Raw genomic sequence first — 24,009 nt, 5'->3', positions numbered from 1 at the left:
GCGTAAGTATTGGAACATGCACGCGTTCGACGTCCTCGGCGATCCGGTCCGGCGACGCATCCTGGAACTCCTCGCCGAGGGCGAGGCGCCCGCCGGCGCGGTCTGCGAGATCGTGTCGGCGGAGTTCGGCATCACGCAGCCCGCAGTGTCGCAACACCTCCGGGTGCTGCGCGAGCAGGGCTTCGCCTCGGTGCGCGCCGACGGCCGGCGCCGGCTCTACGCGGTCGACGCCCGCGGCCTCCAACAGGCCAGCGACTGGCTCAGCCCGTTCGAGCGCTTCTGGCGAGGCCCGCTCGCCGCGCTCGGAACGGAGCTGAAGCGCGGCCAGCGGGCCCGGCGGCTCGACGCCGACGCCGTGCACGACCGGGCGGACGACCCGGCCGATCCGCCACGAGACGAGGAGTGACCATGGTCGACGTGAACGAGCAGATCGACGCCGTGACGCGCGAACTGCGCACGGAAGAACTCGACGGCGAGCCGTCGCGCAGCCAGCTCATCGCGCAGGAGTACCCCGCGGACCTCGCCGACGTGTGGGCCGCGGCGACCGAGCCGGAGCGCATCGCCCGCTGGTTCCTGCCGGTGACGGGTTCGCTCGAGCTCGGCGGGCGGTACCAGCTCGAGGGCAACGCCGGCGGCGAGGTGCTCGCCTGCTCGCCGCCCGCCGACGGGCGCGCGAGCTACCGCGTCACCTGGGAGTACGGCGGGGGGATGTCGTGGGTGACCGTGCGGCTCGCGGCGATCGACGCCGGGCGCACCCGCTTCGAGCTCGAGCACACCGCGCGCGTCGGCGACATCCCCGAGGAGATGTGGCAGACGTTCGGCCCGGGGGCGACCGGGGTCGGCTGGGACCAGGCGCTGCTCGGCCTCGCCCTGTACCTCGGCACGCAGGACGCGAGGATCGCCCCGGAGGACGCCATGGAATGGATGCTCTCGGAGGAGGGGCGCGCGTTCTCCCGCGCCGCCGCCGACGGGTGGGCCGCCGCGCATCGGGCGTCCGGCGCGGATGCCGAAACCGCGGCGCGGGCCGCCGACGCCACGTTCGGCTTCTACACGGGCGCGACGCCCGGCGCCTGAGCGGCGGCCGTGCGTCAGTCGCGAGACTCGAGCACGGCCATCGCCGCGTTCTGGCCGCCCACACCGCTGACCGCCCCGCCGCGCACGGCGCCGGAGCCGCAGAGCAGGATGCGCTCGTGCGCCGTCGCGACGCCCCATCGCTCGGCGGCCGTCGCGAGCGGGCGGCCGGGCTCCGCCCACGGCCACGACAGCGGCCCGTGGAAGATGTGCCCGCCGGGCATCGCGAGCGCCGCCTCCAGGTCGCGCGTCGTCTTCGTCTCGATGCAGGGGCGGCCCGCGGCATCCCTCGCGATCACCTCGGCGATCGGTTCGGCGAGCACCGAGTCGAGCGAGTCGAGCACGGCCTGCTGCAGCCGCTCGCGCAGCTCGTCGGCGCCGAAGCGCTCGCCGAGCCGATCGGCGGCGTGCAGCCCGAAGACGGTGAGCGTGTGCGCGCCGCTCGCGGCGAGCTCGGGCGAGAGGATCGTCGGGTCGCTCAGCGTGTGGCAGTAGATCTCGCAGGGCAGCGGATCGGGGATGGCTCCGCGGGCCGCCGCGCGGAACGCCCCCTCGAGCTGCGACTCGAGCTCGTTGATGTGGAAGGTGCCCGCGAAGGCCTGCTCGGGCACGACCTCCGGGTCGCGGAGCCGGGGCAGGCGGGTGAGCAGCAGGTTCACCTTCACCTGCGCGCCCTCCGGCGTGTCGAGGTGGCGGAGCCGCTCGAGCACGACCGGCGGCACGCCCGGCACGCGGTCCTCGGCGAACGGCGCCTGGACGCGCGGGGCGGATGCCTCGGCGCCGGCGTCCTGCGCGGACTCCTCGGGGGCGGGCGCGCCCACGGCCAGCAGCCGGTCGAGCACCGCCGGCGCCACGTTCGCGAGGATCGTGCCCGCCGCGACGACGTGCTCGCCCGAAGCATCCCGGTACCGCACCCCGCCGGCGGGACTCGCGCCGAGCACCTCGGCTCCCGTCAGCAGGGTCGCGCCCGAGGCGCGGGCGACCCGCTCCAGCTCGCCGGTGACGGCGCCCATGCCGCCGACGGGGACGTCCCAGTCGCCGGTGCCGCCGCCGATCACGTGGTACAGGAAGCAGCGGTTCGCGTCGAGCGCCGGATCGTCGAGCGAGGTGAAGGTGCCGATCAGGCCGTCGGTCGCGACGATCCCGCGCACGAGGTCGCTCGCGAAGCGGCTGTCGACGGTCTCGCCGAGGGGGCGCTCCACGACGTCCCGCCAGACTCGCTCGTCGCCGACGAGCGCGCGGGCCTCCTCGCGGGTCGGCAGCGGCTCGGTCAGGGTGGGGAAGAGCGCCGTCGCGAGCCCGGCGATGTCGGCGCCGAGCTCGCGCCAGGCGGCGACGTCGGCCTCGGCGCCGACCCGGGCGAAGGCGGCGGCGAGGGCCGTCCCGTCGGCGTCGCGGTCGACGAGCAGTCCGCGCGCGGGATTCGCCGGGTCGGGCGTGTAGGAGGAGAAGCGGCGGCGCACGAGCTCGAGCTCGAGGCCCAGCTCCTCGACGATGCGGGCGGGCAGCAGGCTCACGAGGTACGAGTACCGGGAGAGGCGGGCCTCGACGCCCTCGAACGCCTCGGCGGAGACCGCGGCGCCGCCGAGGTGGTCGTCGCGCTCGAGCAGCAGCACGTCGAGCCCGGCGCGGGCGAGATAGGCGGCGGCGGTCAGGCCGTTGTGGCCCCCGCCGAGGATGACGACGTCGTGCGCACGCATGGATCGAGCGTAGCCCGGGGCGGCGCGCGGCGGCGGCGGCCCGGATCCGGCCGCCGCCGCAGCACCGCGAAGGAGGTCAGCGGGCCCGACGCATCGCGCGCACGCCGACGACGAGGCCGATCGCGCAGGTGACGAGCGCCGCGATCGCGCCGCCGAGCACCGCCGGTGCGCCGAAGTCGCCCGCGAGGAGGGCCCGCTCCGCGCCGACGAGATAGCTGAGCGGGTTCACGGCGGCCGCGACCCGCATCCACTCGGGGCCGTCCTCGAGCGGCAGCAGCATGCCCGAGAGGATCATCAGCGGGAACAGCAGGGTCTGGTGCACCATCCAGAACATCCAGTCCCGGTTGCGGCAGCCGAGCGCGAGCGTGTAGCTCAGCGCGCCGAAGCCGATGCCGAAGACGGCGAGCACGACGAGGCCGAGGAGCAGCCCGGGCACGTTCACGCTGAAGCCGAACGGCACGGCGACGAGCACCACGATCGTGCCCTGCACCATGAGCGGCACGACCTCCTTCAGGGCGCGGCCGACGAGCAGCGCGTTCCGCGAGAGCGGGGCGACGAGGGTGCGCTCGTGCGAGCCGGTCTGCATCTCGAAGAGCAGGTTCGCCCCGGTCGAGGCGGTGCCGAACAGCGCCACCATGACCAGGATGCCCGGCACGAACCACTGCAGTGTGCCCGCGACGTCGCCGCCGGCCGCACCGACGAGCAGCGGGCCGAAGAGGCCCAGGAAGACGAGCGGCTGCACGAGCGAGAACAGCACGCTGAACGGGTCGCGCACGAGGGGGCGGGACTCGCGCACGAAGACCGCGGCGGTGTCGCGGGCGAAGCCGGTGCGGCGCGGGGCGGGGCGGGCGGCGAGCGAGGCGGGCGTCTGTGCGCCCGTGGCGGTGGACGGTGCGGGGTCGGCGATGGTGTTCATGGTCGTGCTCCTTCGATCGCGGTGGTGGTGGTGGCGGTGGGACGGATGCCGCTCACGCGGCGGCCTGCTCGGCCGCCTCGTCGCCCCCGGCCCGCGCGGACTCCTCGCGGAGGCTGCGACCGGTGAGGGCGAGGAAGACGTCGTCGAGGGTCGGCGGCCGGTGCGTCGCGGTGAGCAGGTCGAGCCCGGCCTCGGTGAGGTCCCGCACGTGCCGGGGGAGCGCTCGCGCACCGTCGGCCTCGGTCAGCACGAGGCGGGTCGGGTCGGCCGGGTCGAGCTCGCCGCCGAGGCGGGCGGCGGCGGCCGAGGCATCCGCCCGTCCCGCGAAGCCGAGCGTCACCCGATCGCCCGCGAGCGACTCCTTGAGCGCGGCGGCCGTGTCGTCGGCGATGACGCGGCCGTGGTCCATGACCATCACGCGCTCGGCGAGCTGGTCGGCCTCGTCGAGATAGTGCGTGGTCAGGAAGATCGTCGTCCCGGTCGTGCGGCGGAGCTCGACAATGTGCTCCCACAGGTTCGCCCGGCTGTGCGGGTCGAGCCCGGTCGAGGGCTCGTCGAGGAAGAGCAGCTCCGGGCGGTGGATGAGTCCGAGCGCGACGTCGAGCCGGCGCTTCTGCCCGCCGGAGAGCGACTGCACGCTGCGGTTGGCGAAGGCGCCGAGTTCGAGCGAGTCGAGCAGTTCGGCCGCGCGGGCGTGGGTCTCTCGCCGGCCGAGGCCGTAGAACGCGCCCTGGGCGTGCAGCTCGTCGCGGACGCGCTGGGTGTGCCCGCCCGAGCTGCCCTGACCGACGTAGCCGATGCGGCGGCGCACCCCGGCCGGGTCGCGTCGGATGTCGCAGCCGGCGACCGTCGCCTCGCCGCTCGTGGCGGGGAGGAGGGTCGTGAGCATGCGGAGGGTCGTGGACTTGCCGGCGCCGTTCGGCCCGAGGAACGCGACGAGCTCGCCGGCGGCGACGGAGAGGTCGACGGCGCGCACCGCCTCGACCGTCTGCCCCTTCGAGCGGAACGTCTTCGTCAAGCCGCGGGCGGTGATCATCTGGCCGGTTCCGGCATGCGTGTGCTTCGTCATATCCCGAGCTTCTCGAGGCATCCGGTCAGTTCCTGTCCGGTATCGGAGGAGAATCGGCGCATGGCCGCCACGACCTCGCGAACGCTCGAACTGCTCTCGCTGCTGCAGAGCCACCGGCACTGGACCGCGCACGAACTCGTCGACCGCCTCGGCGTCAGCGAGCGCACGCTGCGCCGCGACGTCGAACGGCTGCGCGAGCTCGGCTACGGCGTCGAGTCGCTCCGCGGCGTCGCCGGCGGGTATCGGCTGGAGGCGGGCACCGGCCTGCCGCCGCTGCTGCTCAGCGACGACGAGGGCGTCGCGATCGCGGTCGGCCTGCGCTCCCAGGCGACCGCCGGCCTCCGCGGCGCGGAGCACACCACGCTCAGCGCCCTCGCCAAGATCGAGCAGGTGCTGCCGCCGCCGCTCCGCCGCCGGATCGAGGCGCTGCAGTCGCACGCCGCCGCCGGCGCGCCGCCCCTCGGCGGGCGCGACGGGCGACCGGTGCCCGCCGTCGACCCGGAACTCCTGGGCCTGCTCGCGCTCGCCTGCCGCGACGCCGAGCGGCTGCGCTTCCGCTACACCGACGCGACCGGCGGCGAGTCGGCGCGGAGCGTCGAACCGTACCGCCTCGTGCCAATCGCCCGGCGCTGGTACCTGCTCGCCTGGGATCGGGACCGCGACGACTGGCGCACCTTCCGCGTCGACCGGGTCGACCACGTCTTCCAGACCCGCGTGCGCTTCGAGCCGCGGCCGATCGGCGACGAGGAGGCCCGGGAGCGGGTCGAGCGGGCGACCAGGTACCGGCGGAGCTCGGTCAGGGCGCGTGTGGTCGTCGCGATGCCGCTCGCCGAGCTCGCCGCGCACCTGGGGTGGTGGGGGCGCGAGCTCGAGGCGGTGGATGCCGGGCACTGCGCCTGGCCGATCGAGGCGGACTCGGTCGAGGGACTCGCGATGGGGCTGATGTGGCTGCCGCTCGGCGCCGAGTACCGCATCGAGGGCGAGGAGCTGCGGGCGTTCCTCGCGGTGCAGGCGGCACGGTTCGCCGACGCGGCGAGATAGCGCTTCCGTGGTTGCCCAGGCGCCGCGCACTGTGCCACCGTGGGATACCATCGCCGGGAAACGAGGTCCCATGTCACGCCGCACCGTCGCCCTGTTGAGCGCGCTCGCCGTCGTCGCCCTGCTCGCCGGCTGCGCGCCCGGGCTCTCGCCGCGGCCGCCGGTCGAGCGGGAGGCCCCGCGGCTGAACGAGGACCGGCCGAGCGAGGAGGTGCGCCGCTCGCTCGCCGCGCTCGACCCCTGCGCGCTGCTCGCCATCGATCCGGACGAGGCGGCACTCGCCGGCGTCACGGGCACGCCGAGCGGCGGGCTCTTCGACTGCGAGCTGCCGGGCATCGCCCGGGTCGAGCTGCTGGTCGACTTCGACGCCGACGCGAGGTTCTGGTCCGATCGTACGAGCGTCGGCGGATCGCCCGTCGGCGCGATCACCGCGTACCGGCAGCGCGACGCGGTCGAGGGATGCAGCGTGCTGCTCCCGGTCGACTTCGGCCACGCCATCCGCTTCCGCCAGCTTCGCGAGCCCGGCGACGACTGCACGCTCGCCGAGTCCTCCGCGAGCCGCGCCGCCGTCGCCCTGCGCAGCGACCCGCGCTCGCTCGCGAGAGCGGGGGAGGACGGCCTCCTCGCCTGCGATGCGCTCGCCGCCGTCGCGGGCACGCCCGCCGCCCCCGCGGGGGCGGAGCCCCGGCCGCTCGCCGGCCGCTTCGACTCGCTCGCGAGCTGCGGACTCTGGGATGCCTCGGATGCCTCGGATGCCTCGGATGCCGAGTCGCTCACCGGCCCGGCCGTCGGGTTCACCCTCGACACCTTCGTCCCGTTCGCGGAGTGGGCCAGGGCCGGCGCCCGAGCGGAGCTCGAGGTGGTGACGATCGCCGGCGTCCCCGCCCTCGTGCAGCCCGGCGGGCACGGCGGGTGCACGCTGTCCTGGGACGCGCGTCCGGCGAGCGATCCGCGGCAGGCCGGCCTCGTGCTGCGCGCCGACCTCGTCGTCGATCGCTGCGAGGACGCCGAGCGGCTGGCGACCGAGCTCGTGCCGCTGCTGGCGGTGCAGGAACCGGCCGAGCCCGGCCCCGAACGGCTGCTCTACGCGAAGGGCGACGAGCAGGACACCGCCGCATTCGGCGGCTGCGCCGACGCGCTCGACGCCGTCGCCCGGGAGTGCGCGCCGGTGCGCGAGGGCGTGACGGTGCCGAGCACTCCGACGGAGGTGCTCGCCCGCGGCGAGGCCGACCCTGACGCCCTCTGCGCGGCGGCGCAGGGCCCGGTGTCGACGGTGATGGGCCAGTTCCGCGCCCCGCTGGTCGCGCGTCAGGATACGGTCCGCGAGGACGCGCCGTTCGTCTGCGAGCTGGTCGAGCCGGGTCATTCGCTGGTGCTTCAGCTGCGCGCGTCGACCGATGCGCTGGCCGACCGCCCATCCGCCGCCCGCGGCGAGGCGGTCGAACTGGGCGGGCACCGCGCCGAGCTCGGCGAGATCGAAGGCGGGACGAGCGAGTACCGGCGCACGGCGCGCATCGCCCTCGGCTCGCCTGATGAAGCGGGGTATCTCGAGGTGAAGCTCGTCGTGCGACCCGAGCGCGAGGACGGGGCCGACGGTGAGGCCGATCGTGCGATGATCGCGCAGCTCGAGCCCCTCGCCGCAACGCTCGCGCGGAGCCTGCTCGGGCGCTAGGCGTGGGCCGGGTGCCCGGCGGCGCTCGGGGCGGCCGGGCGGGGTGCGAGCCCGTCGAAGAAGAGCTCGAGCGCGAGGTCGACCTGCGCCTCGATCTCGGCGCGGTCGGGCAGTGCGGCGTCGCCGAGCATCATGGCTCGGTTCAGCGGCTCGCCCATGACCATCCAGTTCAGCTGCGCGGCGGCGCGCTCGGGGTCGGCGGCGCGCAGCACCCCGGCGGACTGCAGTTCGCGGACGATGCCCGTGAGCGTCGCGATGGCGCGCTTGGGGCCGTGCTCGTAGAGGGCTTCGGCGAGCTCGGGGGAACGGGGCAGCTCACCGATGACGAGCCGTCGGAGCCCGACGATGTTCGGCGTCAGCACTGCGGCGAGCTGGCCGACGAGCAGCTCGCGGAGTGCCGAGCGCGGCTCGTCGTGCGGGTCGACGCGTGGCGGCGGCGAGAGCACCGTACGCCGCGTGCCGACCGTCTCGGCCGTCACGAGCTCCAGGAAGAGGGCGCGCTTGCTGCCGAAATGGCTGTAGAGGGTCTGCTTCGCGATGCCGCACTCGGCGGCGATCGAGTCCATCGTGACGGACTCGTAGCCGGTGGCGAGGAACTGTCGTTCGGCCGCGCGCAGGGCGGCCTCGCGCTTCTGCAGCGAGCTCGGACGCATCCGCGTCTCCTCCGATCGGATCGACTGGCGGTCGGCACGGCATCCGCCGGGCCTTGCAGACATCATACTCATGGGTCTATATTCTGGTGAGAATCAAGACTGAGCAGTCTAGAAATGGGGATGCCTCGATGGATACCATCACCACCGCGAGCGGCGACCGCGTCGCCTTCGACCGATACGGCGAGGCCGGCAGGCCCGCCGTGCTCTTCATCCAGGGCGCGGGCCCCACCCGCGCCGACGACCCCGTGACCGCCGAGACCGGGCGCCTGCTCGCCGAGCGCGGGCACCAGGCGATCGTGCACGACCGCGTCGGGCGCGGCGACTCCGCGGCATCCGGCCCGATCGCGCTGGAGCGCGAGCTCGAGGCGATCGCCGAGCTCGCCGAGGCCGCGGGCGCCCCCGTCGTGCTCGTCGGCCACTCCTCGGGGTGCGCCATCGCGCTCCGGGCTGCACCCCGGGTGCCCAGGCTCGCCGGTCTCGTGCTCTGGGAAGCGCCGGTCGGACAGTTCGAGAGCGGTGCGCCCGCGTGGTGGGCGGCGGTCGAGCGGGCCGTCGCCGACGACCGCCTCGAAGACGCCGTCGCCGCGTACATGGTCGGCATGCCGCCCGAGTGGCTGGAGGAGCTGCGCCGCTCGCCCGACTACCCGGAGCTCGTACTGAGCTGGATCCCCGACGGCGAGGCGCTCGCGTCGATCGAGGCCGACGGGCTCCCGGCGCACCTCGGCCGCGTCACCGCGCCCGTGCTCGCCGTGGTCGGCACCGAGACGTTCCCCGGCATGCTCGAGGCGGCCGACGAGCTCGCGGCCGCGGCGCCGGCCGGGGCGTCCGAGCGCGTCGCCGGGGCCTGGCACAGCTGGGAGCCCGAGGCGATGGCCGAGCGGCTCGCCCGCGTGCTCGACGCGCGGCGCTGAACCGGGCCGCGCCTCGCGGCTCAGCCGGCGTGGCGCGGCGCGGGCGCGGCGGCGCGAGCCGCCCGGGCGAGCGCTTCGCGGCACGCGACGACCGCCGGACGGGTCGCCGCCGCGTGCCGGGTCGCCGTGAACACCTCGCGCTGCGGGCGGCCGGGCAGCTCCGCGAGGCGGACGCTCGGCGGCTCGCCCGCCCAGACGAGATCGGGCAGCAGCCCCGCGGCGTGGCCGGCCCGGATGAGCCGGATGTGCGCGATGAGGTCCGCCGTCTCGAAGCGCACGTCGGGTTCGAAGCCGGCCTCGCGGCAGAGCTGCACCGCCCACTCGCGCGAGGCGGTGCCGGCCGGCTCCAGGACCCAGGGCAGGGATGCCGCGTCCGCCAGCGTCGCGACCTCGGGGGCGGCGCCGCCGGGCAGGGCGAGCCGGATGGGGTCGGCGACGAGCGCGACCCGGTCGAGCTCCGGGCGGTGCGCCCGGGTGTGCCCCGGGTACTGCTCGGCGACGACGAGGTCGAAGTCGCGGGCTGCGACCTCGAACAGCCCCGCCTCGGGCTCGCGCTCGGTGACCTCGACCCTCAGCCCGGGGTGCTCCGCCGCGAGGATCGTCAGCGCCTGCGGCACGACGGCGTGCGCGGCCGATTGGAACACCGCGACGCGCACCGTGCCGCCGACGGCGGTGAGGGAGCGGGCGACCTCGGCCTCCGCCTCCTCGAGCTGGTCGAGCACCGCGATCCCGTGCTGGACGAGCACGAGCGCTTGCGGGGTGAGCTGCACCCGGCGGCCCGCCTGCACGAGCAGCGGCACGCCGGCCTCGCGTTCGAGCAGGGCGAGCTGCTGCGAGACCGAGGACGGGCTGTAGGAGAGCGCCTCGGCGACGGCGGCGAGGGTGCCGCGGCGGCTCAGCTCCACGAGCAGGCGCAGGCGGCGCACGTCGAGCATCGCGGCATCCCTCCTTCTTCTCTCTCGACTTGCCCGACTTTCATGAAAGTCGGGCAAGTCGTGAACGCGAACTCAACCATTCGGAAATCATGAACAGTATCCATCGGAATCATTCGCTGTACCGAATGAACGCGCGGCCGCACACTTGAGTCGACGCCCGGCGTTTCCCCCGGCCCCGCTTCCAGTGAAGGACAGTACTGTCGTGACCATGACGAACCTCAGCGCAGCCACCGGCAGCCCGCGCACCGACGACGTCGTCTCCCTCGTTCGCCGCTGGCTCGCCGAGAGCGCGGAGCACCCCGTCGACCCCGCCGCCGAGCGGCTCGCGGGCGTGCTGAAGGACCCGAACGGCCTCGCTTTCACCGTCGGCTTCGTCGACGGCGTCATGCGCCCGGAGGACCTCGGCGTCGCCGGCCGCAACCTCGAGCAGGTCGCGAAGCTCACGCCGAAGTTCCTGCCCTGGTACCTGAAGGCGGCCATCCGGGTCGGCGGCGCCTTCGCCCCGATGCTGCCCTGGGTCGTCATCCCGATCGCCCGCCGCGTGCTCCGCGCCATGGTCGGCCACCTCGTGCTCGACGCCACCCCGGCGAAGCTCGGCCCCGCCATCGCGAAGCTCCGGGAGGGCGGCAACCGGCTCAACCTGAACCTCCTCGGCGAGGCCGTGCTCGGCGAGCAGGAGGCCGACCGCCGGCTCTCCGGCACCTACGAGTTCCTCGCCCGCGACGACGTCGACTACGTCTCGATCAAGGTGTCCTCCGTCGTCAGCCAGCTCTCCATGTGGTCCTTCGACGAGGCCGTCGCGAAGGTCGTCGACAAGCTCACCCCGCTCTACGAGCTCGCCGCCCAGCGCAGCGCCGGGGGCGCGCCGAAGTTCATCAACCTCGACATGGAGGAGTACCGCGACCTCGACCTCACCATCGCGGTCTTCACGGCGCTCCTCGACCAGCCGCAGCTGCAGCAGCTCGAGGCCGGCATCGTGCTGCAGACCTACCTGCCCGATGCGCTCCGCGCCATGCAGGAGCTGCAGGCCTGGGCGAAGACCCGGCGCGCCGATGGCGGCGCCCCGATCAAGGTGCGCGTCGTCAAGGGCGCGAACCTCGCCATGGAGCAGGTGGATGCCGCGATCCACGACTGGCCCGTCGCCACCTACTCGACGAAGCAGGACTCCGACACCAACTACAAGCGGGTGCTCGACTGGTCGATGACCCCCGAGCGGATCGACGCCGTCCGGCTCGGCGTCGCCGGGCACAACCTGTTCGACGTCGCGCACGCCTGGCTCACCGCCAAGGCCCGCGGCGTCGAGGCGGGGGTCGAGTTCGAGATGCTGCTCGGCATGGCGACCGGTCAGGCCGAGGCCGTCCGCGGCGATGTCGGCCAGCTGCTGCTCTACACGCCGGTCGTGAACCCCGCCGAGTTCGACGTCGCGATCGCGTATCTGATCCGCCGGCTCGAGGAGAACGCCAGCCAGGACAACTTCATGTCGGCCGTCTTCGAGCTCGCCGACGACCGCGGGCTGTTCGACCGCGAGCGCGCCCGCTACGAGCGCTCCCTCGCCGCGCTCGAGCCCGTCGTCGCAGCGGCGCCCGAACCCAACCGCACCCAGAACCGCCGCACCGAGTGGGAGGGCGGGGCGCTCGACGCCGCCTTCGCCCGCCTCGACGCCCCCGCGCCGGGCAGCGAGCACGCCGACGAGGGGCTCACCAACGTCGTGCTGGGGATCAGCCGGGGGTCGAGCGGCGGTGCTTCGGCGGGCTTCGCTTCGACGGGCTCAGCGAACCATTCGACGGGCTCAGCGAATCATTCGACGGGCTCAGCGGACCAGGCGGGCTCAGCGGGCCAGGGCCCGGGGCTGACGCCCGGCTTCCGCAACGAGCCCGACACCGACCCCGCGCTCGCCGCCAACCGCGAGTGGGGCCGGCGCATCCTCGAGCGGGTCCCCGACTCCGAGCTCGGCCTCGACACGATTCGCGCCGCGCGCGTCGACGACGCCGACGCGCTCACCGAGCTCATGGCGGGCGTCGCCGCGGCAGGCGAGGGGTGGGGCCGCAAGTCCGGCGCCGAGCGGGCCGCCGTGCTGCACCGGGCCGGCCTCGCGCTCGCCGCGAACCGCGACCGGCTCATCGAGGTCATGGCCGCCGAGGCGGGCAAGACCATCGCCGAGGCCGACCCCGAGATCAGCGAGGCGATCGACTTCGCCCACTACTACGCCGAGCGGGCCCGCGAGCTCGACCACGTGCAGGGCGCCGTCTTCGTGCCCTCGAAGCTCACCGTGGTCACCCCGCCGTGGAACTTCCCGGTCGCCATCCCCGCCGGCGGCGTGCTCGCCGCGCTCGCCGCGGGCTCCGGCGTCGTGATCAAGCCGGCGAGGCTCGCCCAGCGCTCCGGCGCGGTCATGGTCGAGGCGCTGTGGGAGGCCGGCATCCCGAAGGAGCTGCTCGCCCTCGTCGACGTCGGCGAGCGCGAGCTCGGCACGCAGCTCGTCTCGAGCCCGAACGTCGACCGGGTCATCCTGACCGGCGCGTACGAGACGGCCGAGCTCTTCCGCTCGTTCCGCGCCGACCTGCCGCTGCTCGCCGAGACGAGCGGCAAGAACGCGATCATCGTCACGCCCTCGGCCGACCTCGACCTGGCCGCGTCCGACGTCGTGAAGAGCGCCTTCGGTCACGCCGGGCAGAAGTGCTCGGCGGCCTCGCTCGTCATCCTCGTCGGCTCGGTCGCGAAGTCGGAGCGCTTCCGCCGTCAGCTCGTCGACGCCGCCCGCTCGATGCGGGTGGGCTACCCGGCCGATGCCCGCACGCAGATCGGGCCGATCATCGAGCCGGCGCAGGGCAAGCTGCTGCACGCCCTCACCCAGCTCGGCATCGGCGAGGAGTGGCTCGTCGAGCCGAAGCAGCTCGACGACAGCGGGAAGCTCTGGTCGCCGGGCATCAAGACGGGGGTGCAGCCGGGTTCGTACTTCCACCTCACGGAGTTCTTCGGCCCGGTGCTCGGCATCATGCACGCCAAGGACCTTGACGAGGCCATCCGCTTCCAGAACGCCGTCGACTACGGCCTCACCGCTGGACTGCATTCGCTCGACTCGGAGGAGCTCGCGAGCTGGTTCGACCAGGTCGAGGCCGGCAACCTCTACGTGAACCGAGGCATCACCGGCGCGATCGTGCAGCGCCAGCCCTTCGGCGGCTGGAAGCGGTCCGCCGTCGGCGCCGGCGCCAAGGCCGGCGGACCGAACTACCTGTTCGGGCTCGGCAGCTGGGAGGCCGAGCACGGCCGCCAGTCCTCGACGCTGCACCTGCGCGGCCTCGACAAGCGCATCACGGAGGTCATCGAGGCATCCCAGTCCGCCCTCGACTACGAGTCGTTTGACGTGCTGCGCCGCTCCGCGCTGAGCGACGCCGTCGCGTGGGCCGAGGAGTACGGCATCGCCCGCGACGCCTCGCAGCTCGGCGTCGAGCGGAACGTGTTCCGCTACCGACCGCTGCCCGTCACGGTGCGCATCTCCGACGACGCCGAGCTCGCCGAGGGCCTCCGGGTCATCATCGCCGGCCTGCTCTCGAAGTCGCGCTTCGAGGTGTCGACCGCGCTCGAGCTGCCGAAGGGCGTGCGCACCGTGCTCGCCGCCCGCGAGGTGCGGATCACCCGCGAGGACGACGCCGCCTGGCTCGCCCGCCTGGCGAAGCGCGGCGCGAAGGCGCTCGGCGCGAGCCGGGTGCGGCTCGTCGGCGGGGATGCCTCGGCGCTCGCGCAGGCGCTCGGCGGCGCCCCGGACGTCGCGGTGTGGGCGCATCCCGTGACGCCCTCGGGCCGGGTGGAACTGCTGCCGTTCCTGCACGAGCAGGCGATCTCGATCACGAACCACCGCTTCGGCAACCCGACGACCCTGTCCCAGGGCGTGATCTAGGCGCTGCCGCGCGAAAGGGTTGCCCGACTTCCATGAAAGTCGGGCAACCCTGAAGCAGGGGTCAGTCGCGGCCGCGGTTGCGGCGGCGGGTGTGCTTCGGCGCACGGCCGCCGACGAAGGAGCGGCCGGAGTCGACGACGAAACCCTGCCGCAGCGCCTCGCGGCCGACGAGCATACGGAACCCCATCTCGTCGCGGTTCGTGAGCGTGACCTCGGCGGTCACCGTGCGGCCGAGCAGCACGACGTCGAGCAGCACGACGATGCGTTCGGCGGTGTGGCCGGAGGAGCTGCGCACGAGACGCCGGTCGTGCACCGGCAGCTCGACCCGGACGTCGTCCTCGTCGGAGCCCTGCCAGGGGCGCACGCCGAAGCGCACCCAGGGCTCGCCGTCGCGCTCGAACTCCTCGAGATCGAAGGCGTGCAGCGCGGAGCTGCGGGCGCCGGTGTCGAGCTTCACCTTGATCCAGGCCACCCCGAGCCCGGGGAGGCTCGCCCATTCGCGCCATCCGGCGATGGTGCTTGAATGGGAACTCGAATTCACTCGTCCATCTTGGCAGGGCACCCAGCATGAAACTCGCGATCCTCTCGCGCGCGCCGCACGCGTATTCGACCCAGCGCCTCCGGGCCGCAGCCCAGCAGCGCGGTCATCAGGTGAAGGTCCTGAATACGCTGCGCTTCGCGATCGACCTCGCGGGGCCCGAGCCCGACCTGCAGTTCCGCGGCCGGCAGCTGAGCGACTACGACGCGATCCTGCCGCGCATCGGCAACTCGATCACGTACTTCGGCACCGCCGTGGTGCGCCAGTTCGAGCAGATGGACGTGTACACGCCGAACACCGCGAACGGCATCTCGAACGCCCGCGACAAGCTGCGCGCGAACCAGATCCTGTCCCGGCACAACATCGCGCTGCCGCCGACCGCCTTCGTGCGCAACCGCGCCGACGTGCGCCCGGCGATCGAGCGCGTCGGCGGGGCGCCCGTCGTCATCAAGCTGCTCGAGGGCACGCAGGGCATCGGCGTCATCCTCGCCCCGCAGGTGAAGGTCGCCGAGGCGATCATCGAGACGCTGCACTCGACGAAGCAGAACGTGCTCATCCAGAAGTTCATCGCCGAGAGCCGCGGCCGGGACATCCGCGCCCTCGTCGTCGGCGACCGCGTCGTCGCGGCCATGCGCCGCGTCGCGAACGGCGACGAGTTCCGCTCGAACGTGCATCGCGGCGGCACCGTCGAACCCGTCGAGCTCACTCCCGAGTACGAGCAGGCGGCGGTGCGCTCGGCGCAGATCATGGGGCTCAAGGTCGCCGGCGTCGACATGCTCGAGGGCGAGCACGGGCCGCTCGTCATGGAGGTCAACTCCTCGCCGGGCCTGCAGGGCATCGAAGCCGCGACGAACCTCGACGTCGCGGGCGCGATCATCGACTACATCGCGAACCAGGTGGCGTTCCCCGAGATCGACGTGCGCCAGCGGCTCACCGTGTCGACCGGCTACGGCGTCGCCGAGCTGCTCGTGCACACGAACGCCGACCTGGTCGGCAAGACGCTCGGCGAGTCCGGCCTCTGGGAGCGCGACATCACGGTGCTCACCCTGCACCGCGGTGCGAACGTCATCCCGAACCCGCGCAAGGGCGTGCTGCTCGAGTCGGGAGACCGGCTGCTCTGCTTCGGCAAGCTCGAGGAGATGCGCTCGATGATCCCGGAGCGCCGTCGCCGCCGCGCGAAGGTGCGGAAGCTCCCGAAGCAGGCGATGCCGACGAGCGAGTAGCCGCGCAGCGCGGCGGCGCCTGGGCGCTCCCGCGGCCTCGGATCGACTACCCTCGCCTGGTGCGCATCGCGATCGTCGGAGCCGTGCTCACCGCGCTCGGCCTCGTCGCGGTGGCGACCGGCGTGCTGCCGCTCGACGCCGTCGCCGCGCTCGCGGAGCGCTCCGCGCCGATCCTCGGCTTCGTCGTCGCGATGACGGTCGTCGCCGAGCTCGCGGCGGAGGCCGGGGTCTTCCGGGCGCTCGCCGAACGGCTGGCGCGGATGGCGGGTGGTCGGGCCATCCTGCTGTGGCTGCTCGTCGTGGTGCTGGCGACCGCCTCGACCGTCTTCCTCTCGCTCGACACGACGGCCGTGCTGCTCACGCCCGTCGTGGTGTCGCTCGCGGCGCACGTGCGGCTGCCGCCGATCCCGTTCGCCCTGACGACGGTGTGGCTCGCGAACACGGCCTCGCTGCTGCTGCCCGTCTCGAACCTGACGAACCTGCTCGCGGCCGAGCGGCTCGCGCTGCACCCGCTCGAGTTCGCGGCGCTCATGGCAGCGCCCGCGCTCGTCGCCGTGCTCGTGCCGGTCGTCATCGTGCTGCTGCTCCGGCGGCGGGAGCTCGCGGCCCGCTTCGCCCCCGACGAGCCCGCCCCGATCGAGGACCGCCCGCTGTTCTGGACCGCCGTCGGCGTGCTCGCCGCGCTCGTGCCGCTGCTCGTCTCGGGACTCCCGGTATGGCTGCCGGCGTGCGGGGCGGCGCTCGTGCTCGTCGCGGTCTACGCCGTGCGGCGGCGCCGGGTGCTGCGGCCGGGGCTCGTGCCATGGTCGCTGCTCGTGTTCGTGTGCGGGCTGTTCCTCGCGATGCAGGCGGCGCACGAGCTCGGCGCGACCGCCGTGCTGGGCGAGCTCGCGGGGACGGGGGAGGGGCCGCTCGAACTGCTGCGCCTCGCCGGGGCATCCGCCCTCTCGGCGAACGCGATCGACAACCTGCCCGCGTTCCTCGCGCTCGAGCCGTTCGCGGCGTCGCCGCTGCGCACCGCGGCCCTCCTGATCGGAGTGAACGCGGGCGCGATCGTCACGCCGTGGGCGTCGCTCGCGACGCTGCTCTGGCATCAGCGGCTCGTGGCGATGGGCGTCGAGATCTCGTGGTGGCGTTACGTCGCGCTCGGGCTGCTGGTCGCGCCGCTGACGGTCGCCGGGGCGACGCTCGCGCTGGCGCTCGCGGCGGGCTGAGCGCGGCCCGCGCCCGGCTCAGTCGTGCAGGGCGGCGTCCACGATCTCGCGCGCCGCGACGGCGTCGACGCCCACGCGGCGCGCGAGCGCGGCATACTCGGCCGCGGCGTGCTGCAACGCCCGCCGGGCGGGGTCGCCGTGCTCGGCGACGACGGTGCCGTTGCGACCCCGGGTCTCGATCACGCCGTCCGCTTCGAGCGCGCGGTAGGCCTTCGCCACGGTGTTCGCGGCGAGCCCCAGCTGCTCGGCGAGGGCGCGCACGGTCGGCAGCCGGTCGCCGGCGGCGAGCCGCCCGGACTGCACGGCCTCGACGACGGCGGCGCGCAGCTGCTCGAACGGCGCGGCGGCCGCGGACGGGTCGATCGTGAGCGACAGGGCGGCGCCGGGCTTCGACATCGGAGGCCCGCTCAGTCCCGCACCCGGTTCACGAGGCGCGAGAGCACGATCGCGCTGCGGGTGTGGTCGACGTTGGGGGCGATGCGCACTCGTTCGAGGGCGTCCTCGAGGGAGGCGATGTCGCGCGCGCGGATCTGCACGATCGCGTCGGCGGAGCCGGTCACGGTGCCGGCGTAGACGACCTCGGGCACCTCCTGAAGGATGCGCTTCAGCTCGTCGGGGGCGACGGTGCCGCGGCAGAACAGCTCGACGTAGGCCTCGGTGGACATGCCGTCGACGGTCGGGTCGACCTGGATCGTGAACGAGCGGATGACGCCCTCGGCGACGAGCTTGTCGACGCGACGCTTCACGGCGGAGGCGGAGAGGCCCACGGAGGAGCCGATGTCGCCGTAGCCGGCACGGGCGTTCTGCCGCAGAAGATCGAGGATCGCTCGGTCCAGGTTGTCCATGGAACGCGAGTGTACGCGGGACTCTTGCGCACCGTCGTGCGGTCGCGCGCGAATCCTGCGGGTCGTTGCGGAATCGTTCGCAAACGGGGTGCACCACCCCGGGGTTGCCCGACTTTCATGAACGTCGGGCAACCCTCATGCGACCGAACCGACGTGCCCGACGTTCATGAACGTCGGGCACGTCGGGAAGATGGGGGAGGTCAGGTGGGGGCGACCGTGGCGCGGCGGGCGCGGAGGCCGTCGAGGAGGGCGCGGATGCCGAGCTCGAACGCGGCGGCGGCGCTCGTCGACTCCTCGTACTCGGGGTCGAGCGCGGCGTGCACACGGGCGAGCTCGGCCGGCACCGAGGACTGGTCGAGCATGTCGCTCGGCGCCACGAGGTCGAGCGCGGAGCCGAGCACGTGCGCCTCGACGGTGCGCATCACGGCGACAGCGTCGTGCATCGGCCAGCCGGCCTCGATCAGGGCGCCGATCACCACGTCGTAGATCTCGAACGTCGAGACGTCCCGGATGGGGGTCGTCGCAAGGATGCGGATGAGGTTGGGGTGCGCCGCGAAGACCCGCAGGTAGGAGCGGGCCCACGCCTCGAGCGCGACGTCCCAGGGCTCGTCGGCGAAGGGGCTCGTGTCGATGCCCACCACGATGTGCGCGCGCACGAGCTCGATCAGCTCGTCGCGGCTGCCGACGTGGTTGTAGAGCGAGGAGACCTGCCGGTGCACGCGGGCCGCGAGGGAGCGCATGGTGAGCGCCTCGCTGCCCTGCTCGTCGACGATCGCGAGGGCGGCGACGACGAGCTGCTCGCGGTTGACGGTGGCCATCGCGGCATCCCCCCTTCCGTCAGCCCTGCCGAGAGTGTAGCCTCTCAACACCCACACGAACAGTGTTCGTATGAACGCTGTTCGTTCGAGTGAAAGCAACGGTGCATGACGGCGATCCACTTCTCCGGCGGAACGATCTGGCGCGGCGCGGGCGAGCCCACGGCGCACTCCCTGCTCGTCGAAGGCGGGGTGATCGTCGCGCTCGACGACGCGGCCGACGCCGCGGCCGAGAGCGCCGTCGAGCTCGAGCACGTCGAGCTCGACGGCGGATTTCTGATGCCCTCATTCGGCGACGGGCACGCCCATCCGCTCTTCGGCGGGCTCGAGGCGGAGGGCCCCGCCGTGCGCGGCCGCACCTCCGTCGACGACATCGTCGCCGCCGTCGGCGAGTACGCCGCGGCGCACCCCGACGAGGAGTGGATCTTCGGTGCCTCCTACGACCCGAGCCTCGTCGAGGAGGGCCTCTTCGACGCCCGCTGGCTCGACGCCGCGGTGCCCGACCGTCCGGTCGTGCTGCGCGCCTACGACTACCACACCGTGTGGGTGAACTCCCGGGCGCTCGAGCTCGCCGGCATCGACGCGTCGACGCCCGAGCCGGTGCTCGGCGAGATCTGCCGCCGCCCCGACGGCAGCCCGCTCGGCACCCTCCGCGAGTGGGGCGCCGTCGACCTCGTCTTCGACGCCGCCCCCGTGCGGCCGGCCGAGCAGCGCATGCGCGCGCTCGTGCGGGCCGGCGAGTACTACCTCGCGCGCGGGGTCACCTGGGTGCAGGATGCCTGGGTCGAACCCGGCGATGTCGACAGCTACCTCGAGGCGGCGGAGCGCGGCATCCTGCCCGTGCGCTTCAACCTCGCCCTGTACGCCGACCCGCGGCGGTTCCCCGCGCAGCTGCCGGCCATGCTCGACTCGCGCGAGCGGGTGCAGGCGCTCGGCTCGCCCATGCTCACCGCGCACACCGTGAAGTTCTTCGCCGACGGCGTCATCGAGTCCGAGACCGGGGCGCTGCTCGAGCCGTACTGCTCCGCGCTGCACAAGCACGGCATGTCGGTCTGGGAGGGCGACTCGCTCGCCGAGGCCGTGCGCGCGGTCGACGCCGCCGGCTTCCAGGTGCACATCCACGCCATCGGCGACGCCGCCGTGCGCCAGGCGCTCGACGCGATCGAGGGCGCCATCGCCGCGAACGGCCCGCGCGACCGCCGCCCCGTCATCGCCCACGCCCAGCTCGTCGACGACGCCGACCTCGACCGCTTCGCCGAGCTCGGCGTGATCGCGTGCATGCAGCCGCTGTGGGCGCAGCTCGACGGGCTGATGACCGTCCTCACCGTGCCCCGGCTCGGCCAGGAGCGCGCCGACCGCCAGTACCGCATGGCCTCGCTCGAGGCATCCGGCGCGGCGCTGTCCTTCGGCTCCGACTGGCCGGTGAGCTCCGGCGCCCCGCTCGACGGCCTCGCGATCGCCGTGTCTCGGCAGACCGCCGACGGGGTGCCCGCCGGCGGCTGGACTCCCGCCGAGATCCTCGACCCGGCGATCGCCTTCGACGCCTACTCGGCCTCCGTGGCCCACCAGGGCTTCGCCGACCGCGCCGCCGCCCCGTGGGGGCGCATCGATCCCGGCGCGAGCGCCGACTTCGTCGTGCTCGACGCCGACCCGCGGCAGCTCGCCCCCGCCGAGCTGCCCGCCCTCGCCATCCGCTCCACCTACCTCGCAGGAAGCCCCCGATACCGCGGCGCAGCGTAGCGCCGCCCACGAAAGGAAACCCGGCCATGTCCCAGGCTTCGCCCCACGATCCGCTGATCTCGGCGACCACCGCCACCGCGCAAGTCACGGAGGGCCGCTTCAAGCGCGTGCTCGGCGTGCCTTCGCTCGTGCTCTTCGGGCTCGTCTACATGGTGCCGCTCACCGTGTTCACGACCTACGGCATCGTCACGCAGGTCACCGGCGGCCGGGTGCCCGTCGCCTACCTGATCACGCTCGTCGCGATGGTCTTCACGGCGCGCTCCTACGCGAGAATGTCGGTCGCCTACCCGTATGCGGGATCGGCGTACGTGTACACGCAGCGGAGCTTCGGCGGCGCGGTCGGCTTCCTCTCCGGCTGGGCGCTGCTGCTCGATTACCTGTTCCTGCCGATGATCAACTACCTGGTGCTCGGCATCTACCTCTCGGCGTCGTTCCCCGGCATCCCCGCCTGGGTCTTCGTGGTCGCCGCGATCGCGCTCGTGACGATCCTGAACGTCGTCGGCATCGTCTCGGTGAACCGGGCGAACTTCGTCATCATCGCCGTGCAGACGATCTTCATCGTCGTGTTCGTCGCCCTCGGCTACTCGACCGCGGCCGGCAACGGCGTCGACCCGCTGCTGCCGTTCCAGGGCGACGGCACGGTCGACGGCTTCGGGGCGCTGTTCGCGGGCGCCGCCATCCTGTGCCTCTCCTTCCTCGGCTTCGACTCGGTGTCGACGCTCGCCGAGGAGGCGAAGGACTCGAAGCGCACCGTGCCCCGGGCGATCATGATCACGACGATCAGCGCGGGCCTCGTGTTCGTGCTGCTCTCCTACGTAGCCCAACTCGTGTTCCCCTCGAACGACTTCACTTCGGTGGACGCCGCGGGCGTCGACGTCGTCGGCGCCGCGGGCGGGCAGTGGCTGTCGACGCTGTTCATCGCGGGCTACGTCGCCGGAGCCACCGGATCGGCGCTGACCTCGCAGGCCTCGGTCGCGCGCATCCTCTTCGCCATGGGCCGTGACGGGGTGCTGCCGCGCCGGGTGTTCGGCCACCTGAACAAGCGATTCGGCACGCCGGTCGTCGCGATCCTCATCGTCTCGGCCGTCTCGCTGCTCGCGCTCGTGTTCGACCTGACGCTGCTCAGCGAGATGATCAGCTTCGGCGCGCTCATCGCGTTCTCGGTGGTGAACCTCTCGGTCGTGAAGCACTACTTCCTCGACGGCAAGCAGCGCACCGGCCTCGGCGTGCTGAACAACCTCGTGCTGCCGCTCATCGGCTTCGCGCTGACGGTCTGGCTGTGGACGAGCCTCTCGGGCCGCACCTTCATCATCGGCCTGTCGTGGCTCGCGCTCGGCGTCGTCATCCTCGCGATCGTGACCCGCGGCTTCCGCCGGCCGACGCCGATGCTCGACCTGAAGGAGTAGCCGCTTCGCCCCTCGGGGGTTGCCCGACGTTCATGAACGTCGGGCAATCCCGGAGGGGCGGGCGTGCACGCCCGGGCAGACCGTAGGCTGACGAGATGACCCTCGAATCCCGCGCACGCCTGGGCGTGCAGCTCCAGCCGCAGCACGCCGAGTACTCCGCCATCCGCGACGCCGTCCTGCGCGTCGAGGAGCTCGGCGCCGACGTCGTCTTCAACTGGGACCACTTCTACCCGCTCTCGGGCGACCCCGACGGGCTGCACTTCGAGGGCTGGAGCATGCTCGGCGCCTGGGCGGAGCAGACCGAGCGCATCGAGTTCGGCACGCTCGTGAACTGCAACTCGTACCGCAACGCCGACCTGCAGGCCGACATGGCGCGCACGCTCGACCACGTCTCGGCGAAGGGCGGCACGGGCCGCTTCATCTTCGGCACGGGCGCCGGATGGTTCGAGCGCGACTACGACGAGTACGGCTACGAGTTCGGCACCCCGGGCACCCGGCTCGCCGCGCTCGCCGAGGCGCTGCCGCGAATCCGCGCCCGCTGGGCGAAGCTGAACCCGGCGCCGACCCGCGACATCCCGGTGATGATCGGCGGCAAGGGCGAGCGCAAGACGCTGCGCATCGTCGCCGAGCACGCCGACATCTGGCACTCCTTCGTGCAGCCCGACGAGCTCGGCCACAAGCTCGACGTGCTGAAGCGCTGGGGAGACGAGGTCGGCCGCGACGTCTCGACGATCACCGTGTCGAACGAGCTCGACCGGAAGGGCCACGACGTCGAGCACGCCGACGCGCTCTACGATGCCGGCGTGCGCCTCTTCACCATCGGCGTCTCGGGGCCCGACTACGACCTCGCACCGGTGCGGCGCTGGCTCGAGTGGCGCGACGCCAAGAACGCCTGAGCCGGGGCGCTCGGCCCGCATGACGTCACTTTTCGTGGGTCGTGGCGGATTCGCACCCGCAGATACTGACGTCATGCGGGCAGGGGAGGTGAGGGCGGGCGCGCCGCGTCAGAGCAGCGGGATGCCGATCTGCACCGTGCCGTCGGCGAACCACGTCGCGCGCAGCGTGAGGAGCCCGTTCTCGACGGCCGGGTCGTTCGTGCCCATCTGCATGGTGAGCCCGTTCGGCGGGAATTCGCCGCCGCTCGTGCAGGTGGCTCCGCCGCCGCCCATCCGGTCCCAGATCACGGCGAGGCAGAGCTCCCGGCCGTCGGTGCTGCGCGCGCCGTAGGCGGCGACTCCGGTGTCGGCGGAGCCGTCGCTGCTGCCCGCGGCGGCGATCCGACGCAGGCTGTCGCGGTCGATGCCGGACTCCGCGTCGAAGATCGAGGGGCGGTCGTCGAAGTCCGCCGGGCGCTGGAGCATCGCCTCCGCCCCCGAGCCGGCGATCGGGATGCCGATCCCGGACTCGGCGATCGCCGCGCGGGAGAGTTGCCAGCCGGCGAGGCCGCCGAGCAGGAGCCCCAAGGCCGCGGCGGATGCCCCGACGAGCAGGGTGCGCGAGCGGTACCAGCGCCGGGGCACCGGGGCCGGGGCGGGCACGGAACCCGCGGGGGCGGCTGCCGGGTCCGTCGGGGCATCCGATGCCGGCGGGCCATCCGATGCCGTCGGGGCATCCGATGCCGTCGGGGCATCCGATCCCGCCGAGGCATCCGCCCCCGTGTCGCCGTGCCGGAGGGCGGCGAGCTCGCGCTCGGCCGCGGCGCGCTCCTCCTCGCTGGCGTCCGCGCCGTAGACGAGGCGCTCGAGGCGCGCGCGCCGCGAGCTCGCTGCGGATGGGTCGTCGGGCTGCGGCATGCGGACTCCGTTCTCCGGCGCGCGCCGGTGGCCTCAGCTTGCCGCATCCGACGGCGGGGCGCGCGGCGGCGCTACGCTCGGCACAACATCCGCGCTCGAGAAGGAGACGTCATGACCCCTGAGATCAACTACTGGGCCGTCATCCTCGCCACGCTGTCGAGCATGGTCGTCGGCTCGATCTGGTACACGCCCAAGGTCTTCGGCACTCGCTGGGCGAAGCTCGCGAAGGTCGACCTCGACGGGGCCGCCTCGAGCGCCGTCGGCGCGATCCTCGTGACCGTGCTCGTGAGCTTCATCACGGCGTGGGTGCTCGCGGGCGCGACGGCGATCGCGTGGCACTTCTACGGCGGCAACTTCCTGCTCGGCGCGCTGCTGACCGCGGGCGCGCTCTGGGCCGGCTTCACGGCCGCGCGCTTCATCACGCACGACGCCTTCGAGGGGCGGCCGTCCGCGCTCACCACGATGAACATCGCGCACGAGCTCGTGACGGTGCTCGTGATGGCGCTCATCATCGGCGTCTGGCCGCCCGCCGGCACGGTCTAGCCTCGGCGCCCGCCAGCAGACCGAGTTGC

Annotated in this window: 22 protein-coding genes; 12 read left to right on the top strand and 10 right to left on the bottom strand. The window is 73.4% G+C overall.

Annotated elements, in window-relative coordinates; translation table 11 throughout:
• The first annotated feature begins 16 nt into the window (after positions 1–16).
• Positions 17–406: an ArsR/SmtB family transcription factor gene (locus MTP13_RS03635; protein WP_243569710.1), complete on the top strand. Its 390-nt coding sequence runs from the start codon at positions 17–19 to the stop codon at positions 404–406.
• A 2-nt stretch (positions 407–408) separates the two neighbouring features.
• Positions 409–1,074 carry an SRPBCC domain-containing protein gene (locus MTP13_RS03630; RefSeq protein WP_243569709.1) on the top strand — a complete coding sequence of 222 codons (666 nt, stop codon included), beginning with the start codon at positions 409–411 and terminating at the stop codon, positions 1,072–1,074.
• A gap of 14 nt (positions 1,075–1,088) precedes the next feature.
• On the opposite strand, the gene MTP13_RS03625 is transcribed toward MTP13_RS03630, so the two are convergent.
• The 3 genes from MTP13_RS03625 to MTP13_RS03615 all read right to left on the bottom strand — a co-directional run bounded on the left by MTP13_RS03625 (position 1,089) and on the right by MTP13_RS03615 (position 4,756).
• A complete protein-coding gene (locus MTP13_RS03625) occupies positions 1,089–2,771 on the bottom strand; it encodes a phytoene desaturase family protein (RefSeq protein ID WP_243569707.1) in 1,683 nt (560 codons plus the stop codon).
• 76 nt (positions 2,772–2,847) lie between these two features.
• Positions 2,848–3,687, bottom strand: a complete 840-nt coding sequence (locus MTP13_RS03620) for an ABC transporter permease (RefSeq protein ID WP_243569705.1) — start codon at positions 3,685–3,687, stop codon at positions 2,848–2,850.
• A gap of 52 nt (positions 3,688–3,739) precedes the next feature.
• Positions 3,740–4,756, bottom strand: a complete 1,017-nt coding sequence (locus MTP13_RS03615; RefSeq protein ID WP_243569704.1) for an ATP-binding cassette domain-containing protein — start codon at positions 4,754–4,756, stop codon at positions 3,740–3,742.
• A 60-nt stretch (positions 4,757–4,816) separates the two neighbouring features.
• Here MTP13_RS03615 and MTP13_RS03610 point away from each other — a divergent pair, with 60 nt between their 5' ends.
• On the top strand, positions 4,817–5,797 hold the full coding sequence (locus MTP13_RS03610; protein WP_243569703.1) for a helix-turn-helix transcriptional regulator: 981 nt from the start codon (positions 4,817–4,819) through the stop codon (positions 5,795–5,797).
• Positions 5,798–5,867: 70 nt separating this feature from the next.
• Positions 5,868–7,466, top strand: a complete 1,599-nt coding sequence (locus MTP13_RS03605) for a hypothetical protein (RefSeq protein WP_243569702.1) — start codon at positions 5,868–5,870, stop codon at positions 7,464–7,466.
• On the opposite strand, the gene MTP13_RS03600 is transcribed toward MTP13_RS03605, so the two are convergent.
• Positions 7,463–8,119, bottom strand: a complete 657-nt coding sequence (locus MTP13_RS03600) for a TetR/AcrR family transcriptional regulator (protein WP_243569701.1) — start codon at positions 8,117–8,119, stop codon at positions 7,463–7,465. The two genes, MTP13_RS03605 and MTP13_RS03600, sit on opposite strands and share 4 nt — an antisense overlap.
• A gap of 128 nt (positions 8,120–8,247) precedes the next feature.
• On the opposite strand from MTP13_RS03600, the gene MTP13_RS03595 reads away from it, so the two are divergent.
• Positions 8,248–9,030, top strand: coding sequence for an alpha/beta fold hydrolase (locus MTP13_RS03595; RefSeq protein ID WP_243569700.1), 783 nt, complete (start codon positions 8,248–8,250; stop codon positions 9,028–9,030).
• Between the two features lie 20 nt (positions 9,031–9,050).
• Here the strand turns inward: MTP13_RS03595 and MTP13_RS03590 are convergent, their stop codons facing one another.
• Positions 9,051–9,965 carry a LysR substrate-binding domain-containing protein gene (locus MTP13_RS03590; RefSeq protein ID WP_243569698.1) on the bottom strand — a complete coding sequence of 305 codons (915 nt, stop codon included), beginning with the start codon at positions 9,963–9,965 and terminating at the stop codon, positions 9,051–9,053.
• 208 nt (positions 9,966–10,173) lie between these two features.
• Here MTP13_RS03590 and MTP13_RS03585 point away from each other — a divergent pair, with 208 nt between their 5' ends.
• Positions 10,174–13,863: a proline dehydrogenase family protein gene (locus MTP13_RS03585; protein ID WP_243570913.1), complete on the top strand. Its 3,690-nt coding sequence runs from the start codon at positions 10,174–10,176 to the stop codon at positions 13,861–13,863.
• Between the two features lie 61 nt (positions 13,864–13,924).
• Here MTP13_RS03585 and MTP13_RS03580 read toward each other — a convergent pair whose 3' ends face one another.
• Positions 13,925–14,404: an ATP-dependent zinc protease family protein gene (locus tag MTP13_RS03580; protein WP_279399759.1), complete on the bottom strand. Its 480-nt coding sequence runs from the start codon at positions 14,402–14,404 to the stop codon at positions 13,925–13,927.
• A gap of 26 nt (positions 14,405–14,430) precedes the next feature.
• On the opposite strand from MTP13_RS03580, the gene MTP13_RS03575 reads away from it, so the two are divergent.
• A complete protein-coding gene (locus MTP13_RS03575; protein ID WP_243569696.1) occupies positions 14,431–15,624 on the top strand; it encodes a RimK family alpha-L-glutamate ligase in 1,194 nt (397 codons plus the stop codon).
• Positions 15,625–15,683: 59 nt separating this feature from the next.
• Positions 15,684–16,838: an SLC13 family permease gene (locus MTP13_RS03570; protein ID WP_243569695.1), complete on the top strand. Its 1,155-nt coding sequence runs from the start codon at positions 15,684–15,686 to the stop codon at positions 16,836–16,838.
• Between the two features lie 18 nt (positions 16,839–16,856).
• Here MTP13_RS03570 and MTP13_RS03565 read toward each other — a convergent pair whose 3' ends face one another.
• From MTP13_RS03565 to MTP13_RS03555, 3 genes are all read right to left on the bottom strand, one after another.
• The gene (locus MTP13_RS03565) at positions 16,857–17,234 is read right to left on the bottom strand and encodes a GntR family transcriptional regulator (protein WP_243569693.1); all 378 of its coding nucleotides are present in this window, start codon (positions 17,232–17,234) and stop codon (positions 16,857–16,859) included.
• An 11-nt stretch (positions 17,235–17,245) separates the two neighbouring features.
• Complete coding sequence (locus MTP13_RS03560; protein ID WP_243569691.1) at positions 17,246–17,683, bottom strand: Lrp/AsnC family transcriptional regulator; 438 nt, start codon at positions 17,681–17,683, stop codon at positions 17,246–17,248.
• A 200-nt stretch (positions 17,684–17,883) separates the two neighbouring features.
• Entirely contained in the window at positions 17,884–18,501 is a 618-nt protein-coding gene (locus tag MTP13_RS03555; RefSeq protein ID WP_243569689.1) for a TetR/AcrR family transcriptional regulator C-terminal domain-containing protein, read from the bottom strand.
• A gap of 105 nt (positions 18,502–18,606) precedes the next feature.
• On the opposite strand from MTP13_RS03555, the gene MTP13_RS03550 reads away from it, so the two are divergent.
• The 3 genes from MTP13_RS03550 to MTP13_RS03540 all read left to right on the top strand — a co-directional run bounded on the left by MTP13_RS03550 (position 18,607) and on the right by MTP13_RS03540 (position 22,540).
• On the top strand, positions 18,607–20,238 hold the full coding sequence (locus MTP13_RS03550; protein ID WP_243569687.1) for an amidohydrolase: 1,632 nt from the start codon (positions 18,607–18,609) through the stop codon (positions 20,236–20,238).
• 26 nt (positions 20,239–20,264) lie between these two features.
• A complete protein-coding gene (locus MTP13_RS03545; RefSeq protein WP_243569686.1) occupies positions 20,265–21,644 on the top strand; it encodes an APC family permease in 1,380 nt (459 codons plus the stop codon).
• Between the two features lie 95 nt (positions 21,645–21,739).
• The gene (locus tag MTP13_RS03540) at positions 21,740–22,540 is read left to right on the top strand and encodes an LLM class F420-dependent oxidoreductase (protein WP_243569685.1); all 801 of its coding nucleotides are present in this window, start codon (positions 21,740–21,742) and stop codon (positions 22,538–22,540) included.
• A 108-nt stretch (positions 22,541–22,648) separates the two neighbouring features.
• Here MTP13_RS03540 and MTP13_RS03535 read toward each other — a convergent pair whose 3' ends face one another.
• Entirely contained in the window at positions 22,649–23,437 is a 789-nt protein-coding gene (locus tag MTP13_RS03535) for a hypothetical protein (protein ID WP_243569684.1), read from the bottom strand.
• 111 nt (positions 23,438–23,548) lie between these two features.
• Between MTP13_RS03535 and MTP13_RS03530 the strand changes: the two genes are divergently transcribed.
• Positions 23,549–23,980, top strand: coding sequence for a DUF1761 domain-containing protein (locus MTP13_RS03530; RefSeq protein ID WP_243569683.1), 432 nt, complete (start codon positions 23,549–23,551; stop codon positions 23,978–23,980).
• Positions 23,981–24,009 lie beyond the last annotated feature (29 nt).

The organism is Agromyces soli, assembly GCF_022811605.1.
Lineage (GTDB): Bacteria > Actinomycetota > Actinomycetes > Actinomycetales > Microbacteriaceae > Agromyces > Agromyces soli.
The sequence above is the reverse complement of the archived record's forward strand: the minus strand, read 5'-3'. Positions and strand labels throughout refer to the sequence as shown.

Coding starts and splice junctions, on each gene's coding strand:
- MTP13_RS03595 (WP_243569700.1), top strand. CDS start 8,248: ATGGATACCATCACCACCGCGAGCGGCGACCGCGTCGCCTTCGACCGA.
- MTP13_RS03575 (WP_243569696.1), top strand. CDS start 14,431: ATGAAACTCGCGATCCTCTCGCGCGCGCCGCACGCGTATTCGACCCAG.
- MTP13_RS03540 (WP_243569685.1), top strand. CDS start 21,740: ATGACCCTCGAATCCCGCGCACGCCTGGGCGTGCAGCTCCAGCCGCAG.
- MTP13_RS03630 (WP_243569709.1), top strand. CDS start 409: ATGGTCGACGTGAACGAGCAGATCGACGCCGTGACGCGCGAACTGCGC.
- MTP13_RS03615 (WP_243569704.1), bottom strand. CDS start 4,756: ATGACGAAGCACACGCATGCCGGAACCGGCCAGATGATCACCGCCCGC.
- MTP13_RS03585 (WP_243570913.1), top strand. CDS start 10,174: ATGACGAACCTCAGCGCAGCCACCGGCAGCCCGCGCACCGACGACGTC.
- MTP13_RS03590 (WP_243569698.1), bottom strand. CDS start 9,965: ATGCTCGACGTGCGCCGCCTGCGCCTGCTCGTGGAGCTGAGCCGCCGC.
- MTP13_RS03620 (WP_243569705.1), bottom strand. CDS start 3,687: ATGAACACCATCGCCGACCCCGCACCGTCCACCGCCACGGGCGCACAG.
- MTP13_RS03535 (WP_243569684.1), bottom strand. CDS start 23,437: ATGCCGCAGCCCGACGACCCATCCGCAGCGAGCTCGCGGCGCGCGCGC.
- MTP13_RS03635 (WP_243569710.1), top strand. CDS start 17: ATGCACGCGTTCGACGTCCTCGGCGATCCGGTCCGGCGACGCATCCTG.
- MTP13_RS03530 (WP_243569683.1), top strand. CDS start 23,549: ATGACCCCTGAGATCAACTACTGGGCCGTCATCCTCGCCACGCTGTCG.
- MTP13_RS03625 (WP_243569707.1), bottom strand. CDS start 2,771: ATGCGTGCGCACGACGTCGTCATCCTCGGCGGGGGCCACAACGGCCTG.
- MTP13_RS03600 (WP_243569701.1), bottom strand. CDS start 8,119: ATGCGTCCGAGCTCGCTGCAGAAGCGCGAGGCCGCCCTGCGCGCGGCC.
- MTP13_RS03550 (WP_243569687.1), top strand. CDS start 18,607: ATGACGGCGATCCACTTCTCCGGCGGAACGATCTGGCGCGGCGCGGGC.
- MTP13_RS03610 (WP_243569703.1), top strand. CDS start 4,817: ATGGCCGCCACGACCTCGCGAACGCTCGAACTGCTCTCGCTGCTGCAG.
- MTP13_RS03545 (WP_243569686.1), top strand. CDS start 20,265: ATGTCCCAGGCTTCGCCCCACGATCCGCTGATCTCGGCGACCACCGCC.
- MTP13_RS03605 (WP_243569702.1), top strand. CDS start 5,868: ATGTCACGCCGCACCGTCGCCCTGTTGAGCGCGCTCGCCGTCGTCGCC.
- MTP13_RS03560 (WP_243569691.1), bottom strand. CDS start 17,683: ATGGACAACCTGGACCGAGCGATCCTCGATCTTCTGCGGCAGAACGCC.
- MTP13_RS03555 (WP_243569689.1), bottom strand. CDS start 18,501: ATGGCCACCGTCAACCGCGAGCAGCTCGTCGTCGCCGCCCTCGCGATC.
- MTP13_RS03565 (WP_243569693.1), bottom strand. CDS start 17,234: ATGTCGAAGCCCGGCGCCGCCCTGTCGCTCACGATCGACCCGTCCGCG.